Origin of the sequence: Saccharopolyspora phatthalungensis, assembly GCF_014203395.1 — a bacterium.
Lineage (GTDB): Bacteria > Actinomycetota > Actinomycetes > Mycobacteriales > Pseudonocardiaceae > Saccharopolyspora > Saccharopolyspora phatthalungensis.
The window spans coordinates 4,094,963-4,115,520 of record NZ_JACHIW010000001.1; the positions used below are offsets into that span (position 1 = coordinate 4,094,963).

At 68.3% G+C, this 20,558-nt stretch carries 23 protein-coding genes; 11 read left to right on the plus strand and 12 right to left on the minus strand.

All coding sequences use genetic code 11. The features are described from left to right. The first annotated feature begins 153 nt into the window (after positions 1–153). A complete protein-coding gene (locus BJ970_RS18825; protein WP_184727455.1) occupies positions 154–876 on the plus strand; it encodes a tyrosine-protein phosphatase in 723 nt (240 codons plus the stop codon). Between the two features lie 386 nt (positions 877–1,262). Here BJ970_RS18825 and BJ970_RS18830 read toward each other — a convergent pair whose 3' ends face one another. The 3 genes from BJ970_RS18830 to BJ970_RS18840 form a co-directional block, all read right to left on the minus strand. After that, positions 1,263–2,234 (minus strand): sigma-70 family RNA polymerase sigma factor, encoded by a 972-nt coding sequence (locus BJ970_RS18830; RefSeq protein WP_184727456.1) that lies wholly within the window; start codon positions 2,232–2,234, stop codon positions 1,263–1,265. A gap of 286 nt (positions 2,235–2,520) precedes the next feature. After that, entirely contained in the window at positions 2,521–2,946 is a 426-nt protein-coding gene (gene dtd, locus BJ970_RS18835) for a D-aminoacyl-tRNA deacylase (protein WP_184727457.1), read from the minus strand. After that, a complete protein-coding gene (locus BJ970_RS18840; protein WP_184727458.1) occupies positions 2,943–4,457 on the minus strand; it encodes a N5-glutamine methyltransferase family protein in 1,515 nt (504 codons plus the stop codon). The genes dtd and BJ970_RS18840 overlap by 4 nt, the downstream gene beginning before the upstream one ends. Positions 4,458–4,636: 179 nt before the next feature. Between BJ970_RS18840 and BJ970_RS18845 the strand changes: the two genes are divergently transcribed. Beyond that, positions 4,637–5,218: an HhH-GPD-type base excision DNA repair protein gene (locus BJ970_RS18845; RefSeq protein ID WP_184727459.1), complete on the plus strand. Its 582-nt coding sequence runs from the start codon at positions 4,637–4,639 to the stop codon at positions 5,216–5,218. Positions 5,219–5,386: 168 nt separating this feature from the next. Here BJ970_RS18845 and BJ970_RS18850 read toward each other — a convergent pair whose 3' ends face one another. From BJ970_RS18850 to BJ970_RS18860, 3 genes are all read right to left on the minus strand, one after another. Beyond that, positions 5,387–5,632, minus strand: a complete 246-nt coding sequence (locus BJ970_RS18850; RefSeq protein WP_184727460.1) for a hypothetical protein — start codon at positions 5,630–5,632, stop codon at positions 5,387–5,389. A gap of 147 nt (positions 5,633–5,779) precedes the next feature. After that, on the minus strand, positions 5,780–6,028 hold the full coding sequence (locus tag BJ970_RS18855; RefSeq protein WP_184727461.1) for a hypothetical protein: 249 nt from the start codon (positions 6,026–6,028) through the stop codon (positions 5,780–5,782). A 90-nt stretch (positions 6,029–6,118) separates the two neighbouring features. After that, the gene (locus tag BJ970_RS18860; protein WP_184727462.1) at positions 6,119–6,790 is read right to left on the minus strand and encodes a lysophospholipid acyltransferase family protein; all 672 of its coding nucleotides are present in this window, start codon (positions 6,788–6,790) and stop codon (positions 6,119–6,121) included. A 157-nt stretch (positions 6,791–6,947) separates the two neighbouring features. Here BJ970_RS18860 and BJ970_RS18865 point away from each other — a divergent pair, with 157 nt between their 5' ends. Continuing rightward, positions 6,948–7,295 carry a DUF3099 domain-containing protein gene (locus tag BJ970_RS18865; RefSeq protein ID WP_184727463.1) on the plus strand — a complete coding sequence of 116 codons (348 nt, stop codon included), beginning with the start codon at positions 6,948–6,950 and terminating at the stop codon, positions 7,293–7,295. A 56-nt stretch (positions 7,296–7,351) separates the two neighbouring features. After that, positions 7,352–7,600: a DUF3039 domain-containing protein gene (locus BJ970_RS18870; protein WP_184727464.1), complete on the plus strand. Its 249-nt coding sequence runs from the start codon at positions 7,352–7,354 to the stop codon at positions 7,598–7,600. Positions 7,601–7,622: 22 nt separating this feature from the next. Here BJ970_RS18870 and BJ970_RS18875 read toward each other — a convergent pair whose 3' ends face one another. After that, entirely contained in the window at positions 7,623–8,648 is a 1,026-nt protein-coding gene (locus tag BJ970_RS18875; protein WP_221468083.1) for a YihY/virulence factor BrkB family protein, read from the minus strand. 375 nt (positions 8,649–9,023) lie between these two features. On the opposite strand from BJ970_RS18875, the gene BJ970_RS18880 reads away from it, so the two are divergent. Both BJ970_RS18880 and BJ970_RS18885 read left to right on the plus strand, forming a co-directional pair. Further along, positions 9,024–10,757, plus strand: coding sequence for a DEAD/DEAH box helicase (locus BJ970_RS18880; RefSeq protein ID WP_312864455.1), 1,734 nt, complete (start codon positions 9,024–9,026; stop codon positions 10,755–10,757). A 72-nt stretch (positions 10,758–10,829) separates the two neighbouring features. Beyond that, a complete protein-coding gene (locus BJ970_RS18885) occupies positions 10,830–12,041 on the plus strand; it encodes a cysteine desulfurase-like protein (protein ID WP_184727467.1) in 1,212 nt (403 codons plus the stop codon). Positions 12,042–12,131: 90 nt separating this feature from the next. Here the strand turns inward: BJ970_RS18885 and BJ970_RS18890 are convergent, their stop codons facing one another. After that, positions 12,132–12,317 carry a DUF7455 domain-containing protein gene (locus BJ970_RS18890; RefSeq protein WP_085982109.1) on the minus strand — a complete coding sequence of 62 codons (186 nt, stop codon included), beginning with the start codon at positions 12,315–12,317 and terminating at the stop codon, positions 12,132–12,134. Positions 12,318–13,036: 719 nt separating this feature from the next. Here BJ970_RS18890 and BJ970_RS18895 point away from each other — a divergent pair. Next, the gene (locus tag BJ970_RS18895; protein WP_184727468.1) at positions 13,037–13,363 is read left to right on the plus strand and encodes a hypothetical protein; all 327 of its coding nucleotides are present in this window, start codon (positions 13,037–13,039) and stop codon (positions 13,361–13,363) included. A 302-nt stretch (positions 13,364–13,665) separates the two neighbouring features. Here the strand turns inward: BJ970_RS18895 and BJ970_RS18900 are convergent, their stop codons facing one another. Together BJ970_RS18900 and ppgK are read right to left on the minus strand one after the other, a co-directional pair. After that, entirely contained in the window at positions 13,666–15,054 is a 1,389-nt protein-coding gene (locus BJ970_RS18900) for an RNA polymerase sigma factor (protein WP_376775056.1), read from the minus strand. Positions 15,055–15,301: 247 nt separating this feature from the next. After that, positions 15,302–16,063, minus strand: a complete 762-nt coding sequence (gene ppgK, locus BJ970_RS18905; RefSeq protein ID WP_184727469.1) for a polyphosphate--glucose phosphotransferase — start codon at positions 16,061–16,063, stop codon at positions 15,302–15,304. Between the two features lie 63 nt (positions 16,064–16,126). Here ppgK and BJ970_RS18910 point away from each other — a divergent pair, with 63 nt between their 5' ends. Then, positions 16,127–16,957 carry an inositol monophosphatase family protein gene (locus BJ970_RS18910; protein WP_184727470.1) on the plus strand — a complete coding sequence of 277 codons (831 nt, stop codon included), beginning with the start codon at positions 16,127–16,129 and terminating at the stop codon, positions 16,955–16,957. Positions 16,958–16,979: 22 nt separating this feature from the next. On the opposite strand, the gene cei is transcribed toward BJ970_RS18910, so the two are convergent. After that, the gene (gene cei / locus BJ970_RS18915; RefSeq protein WP_184727471.1) at positions 16,980–17,681 is read right to left on the minus strand and encodes an envelope integrity protein Cei; all 702 of its coding nucleotides are present in this window, start codon (positions 17,679–17,681) and stop codon (positions 16,980–16,982) included. A 470-nt stretch (positions 17,682–18,151) separates the two neighbouring features. Here cei and BJ970_RS18920 point away from each other — a divergent pair, with 470 nt between their 5' ends. Beyond that, positions 18,152–18,451, plus strand: a complete 300-nt coding sequence (locus BJ970_RS18920; protein WP_184727472.1) for a DUF4193 domain-containing protein — start codon at positions 18,152–18,154, stop codon at positions 18,449–18,451. A 170-nt stretch (positions 18,452–18,621) separates the two neighbouring features. On the opposite strand, the gene BJ970_RS18925 is transcribed toward BJ970_RS18920, so the two are convergent. After that, complete coding sequence (locus BJ970_RS18925; protein WP_184727473.1) at positions 18,622–19,128, minus strand: DUF3093 domain-containing protein; 507 nt, start codon at positions 19,126–19,128, stop codon at positions 18,622–18,624. A gap of 24 nt (positions 19,129–19,152) precedes the next feature. Between BJ970_RS18925 and dut the strand changes: the two genes are divergently transcribed. Together dut and BJ970_RS18935 are read left to right on the plus strand one after the other, a co-directional pair. Then, complete coding sequence (gene dut, locus BJ970_RS18930; RefSeq protein ID WP_184727474.1) at positions 19,153–19,644, plus strand: dUTP diphosphatase; 492 nt, start codon at positions 19,153–19,155, stop codon at positions 19,642–19,644. Between the two features lie 4 nt (positions 19,645–19,648). Next, complete coding sequence (locus tag BJ970_RS18935; protein ID WP_184727475.1) at positions 19,649–20,293, plus strand: DUF3710 domain-containing protein; 645 nt, start codon at positions 19,649–19,651, stop codon at positions 20,291–20,293. Positions 20,294–20,558: the final 265 nt, after the last annotated feature.

Consider the following 20,558-nt stretch of genomic DNA (forward strand, 5'->3'; position numbering starts at 1 on the left):
GCGCGTCCACAGGGGTGCCCCAGGTGTGACGAATCGCCACCCGGCACGGGGTGGCACTCGACCGGCTCTGGTGGCGCGGAATCACACCTGCGAGCCTGGCGGCTGGACCTGTCGCCGCACCCCGGACGCGGTGCCCGAGCCACGGAGGTCGTTTTGCCGACGAGGAATCCTCTCGATGCGCTGGTCAACGTTCGCGACCTGGGCGGTCAGCCCGCCGGAAACGGAGCGGTGACGAGACCGGGCGTGGTGTACCGCGGTGACGCTCCGCATACCGGCGACCGCTGTCCGCAGGACATGCCCCGGTGGCCGCCGGCAGCCGTGCTGGATCTGCGAAATTCGGTGGAAACCGGTGACCGGGAGCACCCGCTCACGGCGGTCGCCACGGTGCACCGCGTGCGGCTGCTGGAGGAAGTTCAGGAAGCGGATGTCGAACTTGACGACGCCGCCCACGAGCTGACCGCGCTCTACCAGTCGATCCTCCAGGGCGCGCCGAAGACGCTGGTCGAGGTATTCCGCCTCGTCCTGGAGGCCGATGGCCCGATCCTGATCCACTGCGCCGCAGGCAAGGACCGCACGGGAGTGGTTTCGGCGATGCTGCTGAGCGCCGTCGGCGTGCGCCGAGACGCCATCATGGCCGACTACGTGCGCACCGACCGGAATATGTTCCGGGTTCTGCAACGCCTGAACGTGGCCCCTGAACTGCCGCCAGGCGTGGACGAGGAAATGGTCCGGGACCTCATGTCGACGCCGACGGAAGCGATCGAGAGCGTCCTGGACGCCTTCGCCGACCACGAAGACGGGGCCCAGGGCTGGCTTCGCTCCCACGGAGCCACAGACGAAGAACTACGACGCTGGCAACAGAAGTTCTTGGTGTGACGGAACTTACTCCCGTGTTCGCAGCTCTTGAGCGCATTGGGCCGCTGATAGCGACGCATCGCACCGGCCGGCTCTGACCAGGCCGTCCGTCCCACTGATGTCGATCGGCTGCGCTCCCGCACATAAAGATCGGGAGGCCGGACCCGCCCAGGCGACGAGTCCGCCCTCCCGGAGAAAGCGACGGAACGCCCGTCGCCGAAGTAGAAGCGGTGCTAGCGATGTTGCCGCCCCGCACTCAGCCGGTCAACGCGCCATCCGGGTGGACAGCAGTCACCGCATCGCGCGGGCCTGCGGGGCCGACAAGATCATCTGTGCCCGCGAAGCCACCTGTGGGAGCGGAATGCGCCCGCGAATTCCGCAGAGGCATTCCGTCCATTCATGCCTCGTTAGGACGCGTAGGCCCGGAGGCGGTCGGCGCGGTCGCCCTGGCGGAGCTTGGCCATGACTTCGCGCTCGATCTGGCGGACCCGCTCACGGGACAGCCCGAACGCCTTGCCGATCTGGTCCAGGGTGCGCGGCTGGCCGTCGTCGAGGCCGTAGCGCATCCGGATCACCGCCTGCTCCCGCTCTTCCAGGGTGGCCAGCACGCGCCGCAGGTCGTCCTGCAGGAATCCGGAGATCACCGCGTTCTCGGCATCGGCGGATTCGGAGTCCTCGATGAAGTCGCCGAGAGGCGCGTCCTCCTCGGCGCCGACCGGCATGTCCAGGCTGACCGGGTCGCGCGAGTGGTCCATCAGGTCGAGGATCTTCTCCACCGGGATGCCTGCCTCTTCGGAGAGCTCCTCGTCGGTGGCTTCGCGGCCGAGCTTCTGGTGCAGGTCGCGCTTGATCCGTGCCAGCTTGTTGACCTGCTCGACCAGGTGCACGGGCAGTCGGATGGTGCGGCTCTGGTCGGCCATGCCCCGGGTGATGGCCTGCCGGATCCACCAGGTCGCATAGGTGGAGAACTTGAAGCCCTTGGTGTAATCGAACTTCTCTACCGCCCGGATCAGGCCGAGGTTGCCCTCCTGGATCAGGTCCAGCAGCGGCATGCCGCGCCCGGTGTAGCGCTTGGCGAGGCTGACGACCAGGCGAAGGTTGGCCTCCATGAGGTGGTTCTTCGCCCGACGACCGTCCCGGACCACGGCGCCGAGATCGGAGCGCCGCTCGGGGGAGAGGTTCTTGCTGGTCTCCAGCAGGTGCTTGGCGAAAACTCCGGCCTCGATCCGCTTGGCGAGGTCGACCTCTTCCTGTGCGGTGAGCAGCGCGGTGCGCCCGATGCCGTTGAGGTAGACGCGCACCAAGTCGGCCGATGGACCCTGCGTGTCGAGGTCTTCGGCGATGGTGACGTCTGGCTTGGTGGTCTGCGGGACGGTCATTGAGCTCCCTCCCTGGCGGGCTGGCTTGGCGGGCGCAATTCACACCTTCGCGCCGTTGCGAGGCGTGGAAGACGCGTACGCTCGGAAGTACGAGGTCCGCGTCGACGTCTTGTCCGGCGCTGTCGATCGGTCCTGGTGACCTATCGGCATGGCCGTCGAAGCATCGTTACCTGGAAAACGACCGGCGAGCCGAATTCGTTCCCGATGTTCTCGCTGGAAAGACGTCACGGCGGTCACATTGGTTGCGCCGCCAAGCCTGAGGATTTGCTGAGAGCCCTCGTTACATTTAGACCTCAACCAAAAGTGTGAATGGCCCGTCGTTCACGCTCTCCACCGTCATCATCGCGCCGAACACCCCGGTGGCAACCCGGGCCCCCCGCTCACGCAGGTCCGCCACGACCGCGTCCACCAGCGGTTCGGCCTGTTCCGGCCGGGCCGCCTCGGTCCAGGACGGGCGGCGGCCCTTCCTAGTCGAACCGTAGAGCGTGAACTGGCTGACTACCAGCAGCGGCGCGCCCGCGGTGGCGCAGGACTCTTCGTCCCGCAAGGCCCGAATCTCGTGCAGTTTGCGCGCCATTTTGACGACTTCTTGATGCCCGTCGGAATGCGTCACGCCCAATAGCACTAACAGTCCGGGTTCTTCGATCTTGCCGACAACGACACCATCGACGGTTACTGAGGCGCGAGTGACCCGGGTGACGATTGCTCTCATCGGTCACCCCCTGTCCATTCCGCGGGTAGCAGCATTCCGTGCCGGACGAGTTCGCGCACCATTGGGATCGCGGCGCGAGTCAGGTCGTCGGCGTCTTCGCCATAGCCCATCGCGAGCAGTTCCAGAAGTTCGCCGATCGGCAGCGCCCCGCGGCAGCCGGCGAGCAGCCGGACACCAAGCTCGTCGATCTCATGCTGCCATCCCGGGCCGTCGGTGCGGTGCAGCCGGTGCACGAGCGGATTCCAGCCCTCGTCGCCGGGCTCCGAGACCGCCTCCAGAACCGTGCTGTCGGCAGTGACCAGGCGGGCCGCCAGTAGCGCAGCGGCGGAGTCGTGCCCGCGCAGCCAGTCGACCCGGCGCAGCCACTGCTCGGATTCCGGGCCGAGCGGGTCGTCGAAGGCGTGCCGGAGGTCTTCGCACACGACCTCGCCGCGCCCATCGGTGCGGCGCAGCGTGACGAACCCGAAGCCGATCCCGATCACGTCGTTGGCTCCGAACCAGTCCAGCCACTCGGCCGCCTTCCGCCGCCCTTGCGGGGAACGCGGATCGTACCCGGCGTCGCGCACCCAGGTGCCCACATACAGCGCGGGATCGGCGATGTCGCGCTGCACGAACCAGGCGTCCACACCGCCGCTCGGCGGCAGCCACCGGGACACCCGGTCCTGCCAGTCCTCGCCGTCCCGATGCACCCACGAGGCCAGCAACTGCCCGGTGCCACCCTCGTTCAAGAAGCTGGGCAGCTGACGCACGACCAGCGCGCTGGCGTCATCACCGGCCAGCCCCGAGTCGCGGTAGGTGAAGTCGGTGCGTGCCGGACCGACGACGAACGGCGGGTTGCACACGATCTGATCGAACTTGCGACCCCGCACCGGGTCGAACCACTCGCCCGCGGCGAGTTCGACGTCGACCCGGTTGAGCCGGAACGTCGCCTCGGCCAGCGCCAGTGCCCGCTTGGACACATCGGTCGCGATGATCCGCTGCGCGTGGGCGCTCGCGTGCAGGGCCTGCACGCCACATCCCGTGGCGAGGTCGAGCACCGAGTCCACCGGCCGCCGCGAGGTCGCCCGGACCAGGCTCAGCGATGCATGCCCGACGCCGAGCACGTGATCGGCCTCCACCGGCCGGCCGCCGCGCAGGTCCGAGTCCAGGTCCGAGACCACCCACCACGATTCGTCACCGACCCCGTGCGGGCGGATGTCGAGCCCAGCGCGCAGCCGGTCGCCGTCGGTCACGACGAGCCCGGCGGCTGTCGCTTCGGACACCGGCAACGGGTCCAGCGCGGCTGCGACTGCGGCCTGCGACTCGGCCTCACCCAGCAGGAACAGCCGGACCAGGGTGCCGAGCGAGCCCGCGTCGGCAGTCGCGCGCAAGGCGGGAACGGGTTCGCCGCGGCCCAAAGCAGCGTGCGCCTCGGCGCCGAGGAGTTCCACGACGCCGTCCGCGTCGTAACCAGCGGAGTGGAAGGCGTCGCGAAGTCGGTCGATGCGGTCATGGGACAGATCTGGAATCACGATCCCGATCCTCACACGCCCACCGCGACGTGCACCCAGCGCACACCCGCCGGTGCCGGCGGTGCCCGTCGGCCCTCCGCCTGGGCCCTCCTGCCCAGGCTGGGAGTCGCGTTCAGCAGGCCAGGGCGCCGGGGATGGACGGGTGTGAACTCCGGTCGACGGCGTGCCACGATTGGCCCATGACACGGAGCTTGTGGATGACCGGCGACGCCGAGGCCGACAGGCTGCTCAGCGAGGATCCTTTCGCCCTGCTCACCGGCATGCTTCTCGACCAGCAGATCGCGATGGAGATTGCGTTCAACGGGCCCAAGAAGATCGCCGACCGCATGGGCGGCTTCGACGTTATGAAGATCGCCGAGTGCGACCCGGAGGAGTTCGTCGAGCTGTGCGTCGCCAAGCCGGCGATCCACCGCTACGGCGGGTCGATGGCGAAGCGGGTCCAGGCCCTCGCCCAGGAGATCGTCGAGCAATACGACGGCAAGACAGCGGCGATCTGGACTGAGGGCGACCCGGACGGCAAGGAAGTCTTGAAGCGGCTGAAGGCGCTGCCGGGCTTCGGCGACCAGAAGGCGCGGATTTTCCTCGCCCTTCTCGGCAAGCAGCGGGGTGTTCAGCCGACGGGCTGGCGCGAGGCTGCCGGTGCCTACGGCGACGCGGACGCCCGCCGGTCCATCGCCGACGTCGTTGACCAGCAGTCGCTCGACGAGGTGCGTGTCTGGAAGAAGGAACAGAAGGCTGCCGCCAAGGCCGCCAAGGGCTGACCGCCCGAAAACGTGGCCTCGTTGCGACGCCCGTGGCGTTAGCGTCGGCCGGGAGACGGCGGAACTACGGGCGGTAGTCGGATAACACCTGGCAACGTCAACACGGTCGCCATGTCAAGGGCCTGTGAGTCCGCACGGGCCTTCGCACTGGGGGCCGCCTATGAGTCGCTACGCCGTTGCCGCCGTCTTGTCGGGGCTGACCATCGTGATCGGAGCATGCAGCGCACCGTCGGCACAGTTGTTACCGCCTCCGGTTGCGCCCGCAGCGATGCCGTTGCCGGGCAAGATGTCGGCGCGCCCGCCGCTGGTCGCGCCGCTTCCCCGGCGCGCGCCCGGTGCGGTCGGGCGTACCTGCGAGCCGGACGCCGCGCCGCGATTCGACGACCCGAGTAATCCGAACACCATCACGAACACGGCGTGCGGCCGTGTCGATGCGAATGGCGAAGCGCGCTCTGGGGACCGGTCGATAGATGATCAGCTGACGGCGACGCGCAGCGAGCCGCAGGTTCCTGGCCCGGCGACCAACGCAGATCCGTGTGCCGGCCTGAGCCACGAGCAGTGCTACGGCACGCACGGTCCGTCGACGGCTGCCCCAGCGGCGGAATACCCGTCGACGGGTTCTCCGCCGGTCAACGACTCGCCGGTGGGCTCCACATCCGATGAGCCGCCGAGCCCACCAGCCACGTCGACCACGGCACCACCGACGAGCCGGCCGCCTGCGGCATCACCGACGAGCCCGCCGCCCACCAGCTCGATGCCCACGGCGACGAGAACCGCTTCGCCGACCACGTCCGGCTCGGCGCCCACCACGTCCGATCAGTCCACTGCGGAGTAGGACACCGTACGCGGTGATGTCGTCACCCCGCGCGCTGCGAATCGTTCCGAAGGGCGCGCGGGGGATCAGGCTGCGGCGGCGCCGGGACGCTGGTAGCGGTCGACGTACTCCTGCTCGGAGAGTTCGGCGATGGCGTACATGATCTCGTCGGTGATCGAGCGCAGGACCGGCAACGAGCTCTCCATCCCGGAGTAGCGGCCGAAGTCCAGCGGCTCGCCGAAGCGGACGGTCACCGGATGCCGCCGGGGGATCTTCTTACCGCGCGGCTGGAGCTTGTCCGTGCCGGTCAACGCGACCGGCACCACCGGTGCACCGGTGCTCAGCGCCAAGCGGGCGACGCCGGTTCGGCCCCGGTACAGCCGTCCGTCGGGCGAGCGCGTGCCCTCCGGGTGGATGCCGAACGCGCCGCCGCTGCGCAACACCTGCTCTGCGGCGTCCAGCGCCTCCTTCGCCGCGCGCCCGCGCCCGCGCTCTACCGGGATCGCGCCAAGCGAGCTGAACAGCCACTTGGTCAGCGCGCCCTTGGCACCGGTGCCCTGGAAGTACTCGGCCTTGGCCAGGAACGCCACCGGGCGCGGCAGCACCAGCGGCACGATGAAACTGTCGAGCACGGCGAGGTGGTTCGGCGCCAGGATCACCGGGCCGGTCGCGGGCACCTTGTCGGCGTCGATCACGGTCGGCCGGTAGACCGTCCGCGCCACCGCGTCCAAGATCCGCTTGCTCACCGCGTACAGCATTCGCCCTCCAGCACGTTGATCCCGATCGAATCTAACCCGACGAGGGTTTCGGCGTTGCGTCCTGCCGGTCAACGTCGGGTTCGCTCTGGTCCACCCGATTACGGGGGTCGTCACTGCCGCTGACCCGGGGTATCGGCGAGCGCGATCGGGTGGCAGCATGGAAGTTGGAGGTACCGTCGTGAACAGTTCACATCGTGACGACCCCCCGGTGCTGATCACCGAGGCCCAGCCGTCCTACGACGATCAGCAGGCGGTGCGTCGCCGCCGGTACGCGATCATGATGGCCAGCCGGATCCCGTGCCTGGTCATGGCCGCGGTGGTGTTCCAGCTGTGGCAGTTATGGTGGTTGTCACTGATCATCTTGGCGATTTCCATTCCGCTGCCATGGATGGCGGTGCTCATCGCCAACGACCGCCCGGCCAAGAAACGGGAGCACGTGAACCGCTTCCGCCGCTCGCCGCACTCCCTGGAAGCCCGCAGCCACCAGGTCATTGACGGCGCCTGACAGCACCACCCGGCCGGTTGCGGACATGCGCATGGGCGGTGCGGCATCATTGGGGCATGAGCACGATGACGATGCCGGAGACCGATACCCGGACCGAGACCACTGACCAGACCAGTGATGACCGTCCGGAGATGTTCCACTACGTGCAGAAAGACAAGATCGCCGAGAGCGCGGTCATGGGCACGTTCGTGGTAGCGCTGTGCGGTGAGGTCTTCCCCGTCACCAAGTCGCCCAAGCCGGGCTCGCCGGTGTGCCCGGACTGCAAGGAGATCTTCGAGTCCCTCCCGCCCGGCGGCAAGGACTGACAACCGACACCGCGCGGCGGTTTCAGCCGCCGTGCGGTTCGGTTTGCCTACCCATCGGTCGCTTCTGCAGCGGCATGCCGTTGCGCGGTAGCTCCGTCGTGGTGTCTGGTTTCTCGTCTTCGGTTTGGCGCTTTCGCCATGCGCGATAGCCCTCTTCGGTGTGCATCCGCTGTGCGAGGCGCCTCATCTCCAGCCGTCGCCACTTCCGGCGCTCCCGGCGGGTCATCTTCGCCGGCCACATCTCCTGGATGGCGTTGTTGAACTGCGCGCCCATGATGATCGCCAGCCCGATGAAGAACGCGAACAGCAGGAACGCGATCGGCGTGGCCAGCGCACCGTAGGTGTAGCCGGTGCTGGTCACCCACGTGATGTAGAGCCGCAGACCGATGCTGGCGCACAGGAAGATCGCCATCGCCAGCAGTGCCCCGGGCACGCCACGATGCCACGGCAGCTTCCGTGGCAACGACACCTTGTACAGCGTCGCCAGCGCGAGCACCAGACCGATCGCGGTCGCCGGGTAGTAGAACGCCTGGATTAGCCCGGCGATGTCGTCCTGGAGTTCCCTCGGGAAGATCGTCGGCAGCCAATCCGGGCCGAGCGCGACCACCGGCAGCCCGACCACCGCGAGGATCAGGGCGACCAGGTACAGCAGCAGCGCGAAGATCCGCTGCCACACACTGTTGCGCACCAAGTACTGGTCGTAGGCGAGGGTGATCGAGTCCACCAGCGAGGCCAAGGCCGACGAACCCGCCCACAGTGACAACAGGAAGCCGACCGAGACGATCTCGCTGCGCCCCTTGGTGAGGATGTCGGCGACGGTCGGCCCGATGATCTGGTCCACCACGTTCGCAGTGAAGACCGTGCGGGAGAACGCCAGGATCTTGTCGTGTACGGCGTCGACGACCTCGGGCCCGAACCAGTCGCCGACGAAGCCCAGGCTGCCCAGCAGCCCCAGCAGCAGCGGTGGCATGGACAACGTCTGCCAGAACGCGGCGGCCGCCGACTCCGAGAAGATGTTGTCCCACCAAGCCTTGTCGAGGGTGCGCATCACCAGGCGCAGTGGCCCGCGCCGCACCGGGGCTTCCCGTGGTGCGACGGTCGCACTGCGCCCCCGGCGATCTGGTGGACTTGGCTGACCCATGGCACCCCTAAGGATGCTTCATCCGCTCCGGCCGCGAGCGTCGGCCCGGGAAAACGCCCGGGAACGCAGAGTGTCGCGTACCTCTCCTGCGGCCATGCCCGTGTCGGCGGGCTTCGAAAGGTAAGCTGCACGGCGGCCCGCTTCGAGTTGATCGACGCCTTGGCGAGTGCGGGCGGTCGCGAGGCTGTGCAATGGCGCGCCCTCACCAGCAAGCAGGGGAGCCAGAGGAAGGAGCGGCGAGCCGGCGTGTCCGAAGCGCAACTCGACTATTCCGTTCGATCCGTGCTCACCGACCCCTCGCAGGCCCCGTCCCGGCCCCTGCGTGCCTGGCAGCGCCGGGCGCTCACCAAGTACCTCTCGAGCAGCCCGCAGGACTTCCTGGCGGTGGCGACGCCGGGTGCGGGCAAGACGACGTTCGGGTTGCGGATCGCTGCGGAGCTGTTGGCCGATCGGACGGTCGAGGCGGTCACGGTGGTCGCACCCACCGAGCACCTCAAGCACCAGTGGGCGCTGGCAGCCGGTGGCGCAGGTATTCCGCTGGACTCCAACTTCCGCAACAGCGACGGCATCACCTCCAGCGATTATCGCGGTGTCGTGGTGACCTACGCGCAGGTCGCGGCGCACCCGACGTTGCACCGGGTGCGCACCGAACGCCGCAAGACGCTGGTGATCCTCGACGAGGTGCACCACGCGGGGGACGCGAAGTCCTGGGGGGACGCGATCCGGGAGGCGTTCACCCCGGGAGTGCGGCGGCTATCACTGACCGGCACCCCGTTCCGCAGCGACGATTCGCCGATCCCGTTCATCGGCTACGAGCCCGACGCCGACGGCTCGCTGCGCAGCCGCGCGGACCACTCCTACGGCTACTCCGACGCCCTCAACGACGGCGTGGTCAGGCCGGTGCTGTTCCTGGCGTACTCCGGGGAGGCCCGGTGGCGCACCAACGCCGGTGACGAGTTCAGCGCTCGTCTTGGCGAGCCGCTGACAGCAGAGCAGACCGCTCGGGCATGGCGCACCGCCCTGGACCCGTCGGGGGAGTGGATCCCGACGGTGCTGCAGGCCGCCGACACCCGGTTGACGCAGCTGCGCAACGGCGGGCTCCCGGACGCCGGTGGCCTGGTGATCGCTTCGGACCACGTGACAGCGAAGGCATACGCCAAGACCCTGCACCGCCTGACCGGGCACGATCCGGTGGTGGTGCTCTCCGACGACCCGCAGGCATCCGGGCGGATCGCCGAGTTCGCCGAGTCTGAGGACCGCTGGATGGTCGCGGTCCGGATGGTCAGCGAAGGCGTCGACGTGCCACGGCTGGCGGTCGGCGTCTACGCGACGAGTGCTTCCACGCCGCTGTTCTTCGCGCAGGCCGTGGGCCGGTTCGTGCGGGCCCGGAAACCGGGCGAAACGGCGAGCATCTTCCTGCCGAGCGTGCCTGTGCTGCTGGAGCTGGCCAGCCAGCTGGAGGCGCAGCGCGACCACGTGCTCGGCAAGCCGCACCGGGAGAAGGACGGCTGGGACGACGAACTGCTGGCCGCGGCCAACAGCAAGCGCGACGAGCCCGGCGAGGAGGAGAAGGCGTTCACCTCGCTGGGCGCCGAGGCCGAGCTGGATCAGGTGATCTACGACGGCTCGTCGTTCGGCACGGCCGCGTTCAGCACCAGCGAGGAAGAGCAGGACTACCTCGGGCTGCCCGGCCTACTGGAACCCGACCAGGTGCGCGCGCTGTTGCGGCAACGTCAGGAGCAGCAGCTGGAGGACGTCGGCAAGCGCGAGGCCGAGGCGAAGGCGGCGAAGGCCGCCGAGCAGGCCGAGCAGCGCGCCCGGCCACAAAGCGTGCAGGAGCGGTTGCAGAAGCTCCGCAAGGAGCTCAACACCCTCGTGTCGTTGCACCACCACCGCACTCGGAAACCGCACGGCAAGATCTACAACGAGCTGCAGAGAATCTGCGGCGGGCCGCCTACCGCGATGGCCACCGTCGAACAACTCGAAGAACGCATCGCCACACTGCGCTCCTGGTGACCTCGCCCGACGGCGATCTCAACGGAAATCGTCAACCGGGCTCGCCGACGCCGGTCTCGTAGGGTCGTGGGCATGGCTTATGACGTGGAGAAGGTCCGGGCGCAGTACCCGGCGCTGTCCGACGGTCGGGCGTGGTTGGACGGTGCGGCAGGCACCCAGGTCCCGCAGTCGGTGATCGACGCGGTCAGCGATGCTTACCGGGTCGGGATGTCCAACGTGGGCGGCCCGTTCGAGTCCAGCCGTCGCGCCGCCGGGATCGTCGCGGAGGCGCGGGCGGCTGTCGCCGACCTGGTGGGTGCCCCCGACCCCGCATGCGTGGTGTTCGGCCCGAGCATGACCGCACTGACCTACCGCTTCGCCGCGGTGTTGGCAGCGGGCTGGGCGCCGGGCGACGAGGTCGTGGTGACGCAGCTGGACCACGACGCAAACGTGCGCCCCTGGATGCAGTACGCGCAGCGCGCGGGCGCGGCCGTGCGGATGGCCGAACTCGACCCCGCGACCGGGGAACTGCCCGTCGACCAGGTCACCAGCCTCATCGGCGAGCGCACCAAGCTGGTTGCCGTCACGGCAGCCTCGAACGTGCTGGGCACCATGCCCGACCTCCGAGCGATCTCCCACCGGGCCCGGGAGGCCGGAGCCCTGACCTACGTGGACGGGGTCCAGCACTGCCCGCACGCCCACGTCCGGCTTGCCGAACTGGGCGCGGATTTCTACGCGACCAGTGCGTACAAGTGGGCAGGTCCGCACTTGGCCGCAGTGGTCGCCGCCGACCCGTGGTCGCTGGAGAACCTGTACCCGGACAAGCTCACGCCGTCGCCGGACACCGTGCCGGAGCGGTTCGAGCTCGGGACCAGTCCGTTCGCCGCGATGGCCGGAGCGGTCGCCGCAGTGGACCACCTGGCCGGACTGGACTCCGACGCCGACGGCGGCCGGGTCGAGCGGCTGGCGGTCTCCCGGTGTTCCGTGCAGGCCCACGAGGACGAGCTGGCCAAGATGCTCTTCGACGGGCTGGCCGCGCTTGACGGCGTCGTCCGGTATGGCGCTCCGCAGGGCCCCTGCACGCCTACGGCGTTCTTCGGGCTTCCGGGCAAGGAACCCTCGGATGCGGCGGCGCAGCTGGCTGAGCGCGGTCTCAACGTCTCCCACGGGCATTCCTACGCCTGGGAGGCGGTGCACGCGCTCGGCATAGGGCCGAAGGGCGGCGTGCGGGCCAGCCTGTCGCACTACAGCAACCAGGCGGACGTCCAACGGCTGCTCGACGCCCTGGGCGAAATCAGCGGATGAACGCGGTCCAGGCCTGACCAGGCGATGGAGCCTGGAAACGACCGTGCCCCCGCAGTTCCCTGCGGGGGCACGGCCTCGGCTTGACGGGTGTTACTGCTCGTCCTGTTGCAAGTCGGCCTGCACTTCACGCAGCCCGGCCTCGTACGCGCGGGCGTGGTGCCCGCAGAACAGAAGCTCCCCACCGGATGGCAATACGGCGCGAAGCTTGGCAGCGGCCCCGCAGCGGTCGCAGCGGTCGGCGGCGGTCAGCTCGGGGCGGGTGAGCGTTCCCGGCATCGTGATCTCCCTCCGTCCCGGCGTCGGAATCACCCGACGCCCTCGATCCTGCTACGACCACCGGTGGCCCACTGGCTGCGGGGTCGGTGCTCGTTGGCTCCACTCTTCCAGACGCTTTGGCCGGAGTCAGTGTTCCCGCGCCGGGTGGCGATGGTCGTCACCATGAAGCACCCGGTTGCAGCAGCAGTGCTCGCGGAGCGTGATCAACACCGCGTAAGGCCCTGTGACATGGGGAAATAACCCCTGGTGAGGCGGGGTAGCGTGGGTCCGGAGCCGATCACGCCCCGGACATATCGTGTTTCAGATCACAAGTCGGACAGTGATCTGCGGACGCCGGTTCCGCTGCAAGCGAACAGCGAATCTCACCAGGCGGACGGATTTTCCACCGCCGGAGCGCCACCGGGAACGCGAAAGTTGGCCGCCGACCGGATCGGATCGGCGGCGGGCGGATCATGGCACTCTCCGTTCAGCGCGTCGATGGAAGTCTCTTGGGTCCGCCCATCGGGGCTCGCGGAGGAGTTTGATCGTTGCTCCTTTCGGGTGCAGGAGGCGCATTTTCCTATTGCGTAATGATCGTACGGTTAACGTCGGGCTCAGCTCGTCCGTCACGCGAAAAGCGCTGAATAACCTCGCCGAGGTTGTGCTCGCTCTCGCACATTGGAGCTGATCTCGGGTCCGTGTTGTGGGCGACTGAAGGTCCGAGCGACCGGAGCGTGTTCTTGGACTTCGCGTTGGACTGGCAGGGAACGCTCGCGATTGCCGTGCATCGCCTCGCTTCGTGGGAATTGCTTCGGCCGACCACGACGTGGACACCGCGTCGCGCGGACTGTGTCGTCGAGGCGCGGATTCCATTTGCTCAATTCATGCTCAACATCACAAGAGAGCTGCAGCTGCTTCGGCGGGAAGGCACCGACCCGAGCGGTGATATGACAGGCTGGGGTTACTACTTCCCGATGTCGCTGTTTGAACAGCTCGAACGAGTCAGCGCTAGGTATGGCTACATGCCAAGCACTGACCCACGTCAATTCAGGGGGAACGAGAAGTGAGAAGCGCACTAGTCGGTGCGACAGCGGTTGCGACCATGCTGCTGGGGGTGTCCACGCGATCACGTGGGCGCCCCCAGAATCATGTGAGGACATGCCGCGTGCTTCTGCGCGTGGGCTCCTATTCGCAACCCCCTGCCGTCCGACGCACCGGTCGATCCGACTGCGCAGGTACGCGGCTTCGGTGAAGCGCGCGAAGATTATTGGGCGTCGTGCCCACTATCTGACTGAAACCGTTGTACTTGTCTGGATTAATGCCGCTGACCCGCGTAATGGCAGGTCAGCGGCATTGCCTAGCAGAGTTGTCAGTCCAGGTAGTCGCGGAGCACCTGGGACCGGGACGGGTGGCGCAGCTTCGACATCGTCTTGGACTCGATCTGCCGGATCCGCTCCCGGGTCACCCCGTAGACCTGGCCGATCTCATCCAGCGTCCGCGGCTGGCCGTCGGTGAGCCCGAACCGCAGGCGGACCACGCCGGCCTCCCGCTCGGACAGCGTCGCTAGCACCGACTGCAACTGGTCCTGCAGCAGCGTGAACGACACCGCGTCGACCGCGACGACCGCCTCGGAGTCCTCGATGAAGTCGCCGAGCTGGCTGTCGCCCTCGTCGCCGATGGTCTGGTCCAGGGAGATGGGTTCCCGGGCGTACTGCTGGATCTCCAGCACCTTTTCCGGGGTGATGTCCATTTCCTTGGCGAGCTCTTCGGGCGTGGGCTCGCGGCCCAGGTCCTGCAACAACTCGCGCTGTATGCGGCCGAGTTTGTTGATCACCTCGACCATGTGCACCGGGATGCGGATGGTGCGGGCCTGGTCGGCCATGGCGCGGGTGATGGCCTGCCGGATCCACCAGGTGGCGTAGGTGGAGAACTTGTAACCCTTGGTGTAGTCGAACTTCTCCACCGCGCGGATCAGGCCGAGGTTGCCCTCCTGGATCAGGTCCAGGAACGCCATGCCGCGCCCGGTGTAGCGCTTGGCGAGGCTGACGACCAGCCGGAGGTTTGCCTCCAGGAGGTGGTTCTTCGCCCGCTCGCCGTCGCGGACGATCCAGCGCAGATCACGGCGCATCTGGGTGGTCAGCTGCTCGCCGACCTCCTCTACCTGCCGCAGGCGCTCCGCGCCGTAGAGCCCGGCCTCGATGCGTTTGGCCAGCTCCACCTCTTCCTCGGCGTTGAGCAGCGCGACCTTGCCGATCTGCTTCAGGTAGGCGCGCACCGAGTCGGCGGAGGCCGTCAGCTCGGCGTCCTTGCGAGCCTGCCGGAGTGCCTCGGACTCCTCTTCGTCCCAGACGAAGTCGCCGGATTCCTTGGCGTCCTCCTCCGGAACGGGCTCTTCCGGAATTTCCACCTCGACGTCGGCGAGGTCGCCGACGTCCGGGGACGTCAGGTCGGTCTCGATCGGTTCGTCGATCTCCATGCCCTCGCCGCTGCCCTTGGCGGAAGCCGATTTGGTCGGCTTCTTCGCGGGGGCCTTGGCACCCTTTTTGGCCGCCGATTTCGCGGCGGTGGTCTTGCGGGCCGTCGACTTCGCACCCGAGCTCTTGGGAGTGCTCTTGCGCGCGGCGGTGGAGTTCGTCTGCTCGGCGTCAGACGAAGCAGCCGCCTCCGAAGCTGGGGTGGCCTGGGACTGGCCCGACTGGGACTGGGCACCGCCGGTGGTTGCAGCGGAGCGTCGGGTTGCGGTTTCTGCGGCTGCCACGTACGCCCTTTCGCGACGGTCGATCAGGGCTGGCCGGAGGGCGCGAAACCTCGGCCGCCAAAGGTCGGGGACAACCCACTGGATTCAGCCCTACGGCTGTTGAGGAATCACCCATGCGTTCCTCGGTGATCCTCGACGAGGACTTCGAATCAAGTGGGCCGTGTTCCATTGTAACTGCGATGTGGGGGTGCGGTTCCGCTGCAAGGCGGAGTCGGCCCGGCCTGTCGTGTGGTACGCGATCGGCCGTTCAGGCGTTGTGCCTGGTCGTGGCGGCCGTAGCGGCCCCGACGATGCCGGCGTCATTGCGCAACGCCGCGGCCACCACCGGCGTACGCGTCTCCAGCAGCGGAATCCATTTGTGACCCTTTTTGCTGACCCCGCCGCCAGCGATGATCAAGTCGGGCCAGAGGAACTTCTCCAGCGCCTGGATGTAGTGGCTGACCCGGGGCGCCCACTCCTCGTAGGAGAGCTCCAGGTCGTCCTTGACCGAGGCCGCGGCCTGAGTCTCCGCGTCGAGGCTGTCGACCTCGATGTGCCCGAACTCGGTGTTGGGCACCAGTTGGCCGTCGATGAACATCGCGCTGCCGATGCCGGTGCCGAAGGTCAGCACCACGACCAGGCCGCGATGTCCGGCACCGGCGCCGGCGCGCATCTCGGCGATGCCGGCGGCATCGGCATCATTGAGCACCAGCACGTCGTCGCGGGTGCGGCCGAGCCGCTCGGCGAACAGTTCCTGGGCGTCCGTGCCGATCCAGCCCTTGTCGACGTTCGCGGCGCTGAGCGCGCTGCCGTCCTTGATCACGCAGGGCAGCGTGATGCCGACCGGACCGGTCCAGGCGAACTTCTCGACGATCTCGGCGACGGCGTCCGCCACGGCGGACGGTGTCGAAGGCTGTGGGGTGGGGATCCGCATCCGCTCTTCGGCCAGCACGCCACCGTCGATGTCGACCGGACACCCCTTGATGCCGGACCCGCCGATATCCACGCCGAAGCCGCGGGCAGTCGCCATGGCTGATCCTTCCTATTCGATTCAGACGAAGGTGTGCAGACCTTAACCGGGTTGTGTTGCGATGTGTACGTGGGATTGGCAGCAGAAGTAGACGCTAAGGGCCTGCGCGAGGTGGCGGTGCAAATCGCCCGCGAGGCCGCTGACCTGGCCCGCACCCTCCGTGATGAGTCTGTCACGGACGGTGCGGTCGACACCAAGAGCACGGAGACCGATGTCGTTACGGCCGGCGACCGCGCCGTGGAACGACTCGTGCGGGAGCGGCTGGCGCGGCTGCGGCCCGGCGAGTCGGTGCTGGGGGAGGAGGAAGGCGGCGAAGGCGCCCTGGACGGGCTGCGCTGGGTCGTCGACCCGATCGACGGCACCGTCAACTACCTGTACGGCTTCCCCTGGTACTCGGTGTCGCTGGCCGCGCAGCTGGACGGACGTTCGGTGGCCGGTGCGGTGGTGGAGCCCGTTTCCGGCCGGGTGTGGAGTGCCGCAGCCGGGCACGGCGCCTTCCTGGACGGCCGTCGGCTGCGTGCCTCGGCCGCCGACCGGCTCGACCTGGCGCTGATCGGCACCGGGTTCTCCTATTCAGTGCGACGCCGTACGGCGCAGGCGGAGGTGCTCGGTCGGCTGCTGGGGCAGGTGCGCGACATCCGGCGCTCCGGGGTGGCCTCGCTGGACCTGTGCGCCGTCGGCGCGGGTTGGCTGGACGGCATGTTCGAGGTCGGTCTCAACCGGTGGGACTGGGCCGCCGGCGCTCTGATCGCCGCCGAGGCCGGTGCCGAGCTGCGGTTGCCCGAACCGGATTCGACGGACGGGCTGGGCGACGGGATGATCGTCTGCGCCGCGCCGGGCATCGCCAAGGAACTGACGGCGGCCCTGCTTCGCGCCGACGCCGGCCGGGTGTAACCGCCGATCGGTGAGCGCGGCGTCAGCAGTGCACGTCGCGGGCATCGGTGAGCAGATCGTTGCTGATCTGCGGGGGAGTCACCTCTTGCTGGGCGCCGTCCTGGTGGTTGCGCTGGGGCACCCAGTTCTCCAGCTCCTGGAGCACCTGCTTGGCCTCCGACGTGGTCTTGATGTCGTCGAAGCCGGTCCCCAGCGCGAAGTCGACGCTGGCGTCCTGGCGTTCGTCGCGGACCAGCTGGGCGCACGGCGCGATCAGGCTCAGCGTCCGCGCCGCGCTCACCCCGGCGCCGCCGAAGCGGATCTGGCCGTGGCACCGCAGGTCGTAGTTGACATAGACCGGGTCGTTGTCCGCGCCGCCCTTGGCGAAGCCGAGGTTGGCGAGCTCGTCGCTGACCAGCGACGCCTGCCGGGACTCGCCGTTGCCGTTGAGCACTCGCACCCGGACGTCCTGCGGCGGAATCGGGGTGGTCGAATCGAGCGCGGTGCGCGGCAGCATCGAGCCCAGCGGCACCGGGGCGGGCCGGTCACCAGCCTTCGGCGTGGCCATCGGTGCGCCGGGCGGGTTGCAGGTGGTCGCGGCGTTGATGTCCTTCACGGAGTCGAAGATCCGCGTCCACAGCAGTCCGGACAGCACCACGAGCCCGACCAGCACCACCAGAGCGGGCAGTGGCCGACGCCGCCGATACCGGGCTCGCCGACTCCACCTTGCACTCACGGCTGACACGTCCCGCTCCTCCCTAGACGCCGTTGACTCGCGTGCGTCCTACATCACTAGATCAGCCTAGGCGTATGACCTGTGTTGCGCGGCGGTGGACGCTGTCATCGTGTCGGAGGCATCCGAAGTGCGCCGCTGAATCGATGCCGAGCGGCGAACTTCCTGGGCATCGCATCATGGAGCGCGTTACGGGGCAACCGAAGAAGGCGACCGGACGGAGCCGGGAATTGATCTTCCACGGCCCGCGGATGCAGCGAACAACACACCTATGGGTGACCTAATGCATGCGCGGACTTGGTATGAGCTACCCTCTCGGCGCCTCACGGAGTGCCGGATGAGGCAAGTCGCTCATAACGGGGGAACTGAACGCGTTGCAGGGCGAGACCACGATCACTGCGCCAGCGGGCACAAATTCGGGTCCTGGAACGTTTACCAGCGGCACACCATTGCAGTCTCCACTAACGCAGGGGTGAATCACGATGGCGACCGACTACGACGCTCCGCGCCGCGAGTCCGAAGACTTGGCGGAGGACTCGTTGGAGGAGCTGAAGGCGCGACGCAACGATGCGCAATCCGGCGTCGTCGACGAGGACGAAGGGGCGATCGCGGAGAACTTCGAACTGCCGGGCGCAGACCTGTCCGGCGAGGAGATGACCGTCAAGGTGCTCCCGAAGCAGGCTGACGAGTTCACCTGCTCGAGCTGCTTCCTCGTCCACCACCGCAGCCGGCTGGCCGAGAACCGGAATGGCCGGCTGGTCTGCCGCGACTGCGCTGCCTGATTTCAGGCGGCCGGTGTCGACGAGACCGGGAAGTGGCTGGGCACACGCGGCGGCGTGTGCCCAGTTGTTTTCCTCGGAAGTTCCCAGACCAGTCCGCACTGCGGGGCGGGTGGCGGCGTAGCGGCCGCTCCGATCGGGTGCGGTCGCAGACTTCCTGATCCGCCGGATCGTTAGCGTTCCCGCAGGGCGGCGGCGAGTTCGGCGGGGCGGCGCGTGCTGACGACCCAGTAGGGCGTGGGGTCGGCCGGGTCGTTCAACCAGATCCGCACAGAGGTGCGGATCGACGCCCGGTGCACCATGAACGCGGCCGGATCCAGGTCCGGGCCGAGAGCCCGGCGCTGCTCAGCCGGGGCGATGACCTCGACTTCGTCGATGAACCGCAACGGCAGGTGCGCGTCACCGACCCACAGTTCGCCGTCGACGATCTCGATCTTGGTGCGGCTCAGCCACACCGGGACCGCGATCGCCAGCGGCACCAGCACGACGTAGGGCAGCCACGCCCGCACGCCCGGATAGCCCATGTGCACCTCGGCGGCGAGCAGCACGGCGGCGATCACCGGCAACGGCCACGTCCACCACGCTGCGTGCAACCGTTCGCGGAACACCGGATGCCCCTTCGAATTCGCCTGACCGGGGGTGTCCCCGGCGAGGCTGGCCGCTTCTACACTCTCCGACACGGGTTCAGGGTAATCTCGCCGCCCGTGTCGAACGTGAAGGTCCTGCTGACCCGACTTGATCCCGATGTGCCGCTGCCGGCGTACGCGAAGCCAGGCGATGCGGGCGCAGATCTCGTGACCACCAGCGACGTGGTGCTCGAACCCGGCGAACGCGCCGTGGTGGGCACCGGAATCGCGGTGGCGCTGCCGGAGGGCTACGCGGGCTTCGTGCACCCGCGCTCGGGCCTGGCCGCCAAGGCCGGGTTGAGCGTGGTCAACGCGCCCGGCACCGTCGATTCCGGGTACCGCGGTGAGATCAAGGTCTGCCTGGTTAATCATGATCGTGCGGTACCGCTGTCGTTGCGGCGCGGCGACCGGATCGCCCAGCTCGTCGTGCAGAAGGTCGAGCACGCGGTGTTCCAGGAGGTCGAAGAGCTGCCGGCGTCGCAGCGGGGTGCCGGGGGCTACGGGTCCACCGGCGGGCACGAGGTGCTGGCGGTCTCGGGAGTCGAGGCCGGTCACAGGACGGAGGTCTGAGGAAATGTTCGGATGGGGCCGTCGAGGCAAACGTGCCGATGACGCGGCTGCGGACGAGGCGTTGTACGACGAGGTCGAGGATCTGGACACCGGCGGCGGACCGTTCGACGAGAGCGAGGCGCCCGACGACCAGGTGGAGCGGCTCGACCTCGGTTCGGTGCGGCTGCCGGTGCCCGAGGGCGGCCAGTTGCAGGTCGAGGTCGACCCGGCCGGGCCGGTGCGCGCGGTGCACCTGGTGACGCCGGTCGGCCGGCTGACCGTCAGCGCGTTCGCGGCACCGCGCAGCAGCGGGCTGTGGGCCGAGGTCAGTGCCGAGCTCGGCGAGCAGCTGCGCAAGGATGGCGCGCGGGTGCATACCGAGCAGGGTGACTGGGGCACCGAGCTGGTGGCCGACTCGCCGAAGGCGGCGCTGCGGTTCGTCGGGGTGGACGGCCCGCGCTGGTTGCTGCGCGGCGTCGCGGCCGGGCCAGGGGAAGTCGCGAAGGACTGCGCGAAGCTGCTTTACGCGGTCCTCGACGAGACCATCGTGGTCCGCGGTGCCGATCCACTGCCGGTGCGCACGCCGCTGCCGATCGAGCTGCCGGAGGCGATCCTGCGCCACATCCAGCAGGCCCAAGCCCAGGCCCAGAACAACGGCCAGACGGGCTGACCGCTTGCCCGGTGGCGTTGCCAGTAGGTCGCCGTCGCCGATCTGTTTTTCTGGAGCGCCGCCCCAGAACCGTTCGTGCGAAGCCCGTTTCTAGCCGGATTCAGCGATCACGAAGGCAACACGCCACGCTGGTGTTGATCAATGATTAGCCGATCGGGCGGGTCAAGTTCCTTATCCCGCCGGTCCCGCGACGACGCAGTTCGGGGCCGCTACGCTGGGGGTGCACGGGCTGCTAGTCGAGCCCCAGAAGCGCACGGGAGCGCTA

Coding starts and splice junctions, on each gene's coding strand:
- BJ970_RS18845 (WP_184727459.1), top strand. CDS start 4,637: ATGACACGGAGCTTGTGGATGACCGGCGACGCCGAGGCCGACAGGCTG.
- BJ970_RS18935 (WP_184727475.1), top strand. CDS start 19,649: ATGTTCGGATGGGGCCGTCGAGGCAAACGTGCCGATGACGCGGCTGCG.
- BJ970_RS18870 (WP_184727464.1), top strand. CDS start 7,352: ATGAGCACGATGACGATGCCGGAGACCGATACCCGGACCGAGACCACT.
- ppgK (WP_184727469.1), bottom strand. CDS start 16,063: ATGGCGACTGCCCGCGGCTTCGGCGTGGATATCGGCGGGTCCGGCATC.
- BJ970_RS18885 (WP_184727467.1), top strand. CDS start 10,830: ATGGCTTATGACGTGGAGAAGGTCCGGGCGCAGTACCCGGCGCTGTCC.
- BJ970_RS18830 (WP_184727456.1), bottom strand. CDS start 2,234: ATGACCGTCCCGCAGACCACCAAGCCAGACGTCACCATCGCCGAAGAC.
- BJ970_RS18890 (WP_085982109.1), bottom strand. CDS start 12,317: ATGCCGGGAACGCTCACCCGCCCCGAGCTGACCGCCGCCGACCGCTGC.
- BJ970_RS18875 (WP_221468083.1), bottom strand. CDS start 8,648: ATGCGCACCCTCGACAAGGCTTGGTGGGACAACATCTTCTCGGAGTCG.
- BJ970_RS18920 (WP_184727472.1), top strand. CDS start 18,152: ATGGCGACCGACTACGACGCTCCGCGCCGCGAGTCCGAAGACTTGGCG.
- BJ970_RS18865 (WP_184727463.1), top strand. CDS start 6,948: ATGGAAGTTGGAGGTACCGTCGTGAACAGTTCACATCGTGACGACCCC.
- BJ970_RS18860 (WP_184727462.1), bottom strand. CDS start 6,790: ATGCTGTACGCGGTGAGCAAGCGGATCTTGGACGCGGTGGCGCGGACG.
- dtd (WP_184727457.1), bottom strand. CDS start 2,946: ATGAGAGCAATCGTCACCCGGGTCACTCGCGCCTCAGTAACCGTCGAT.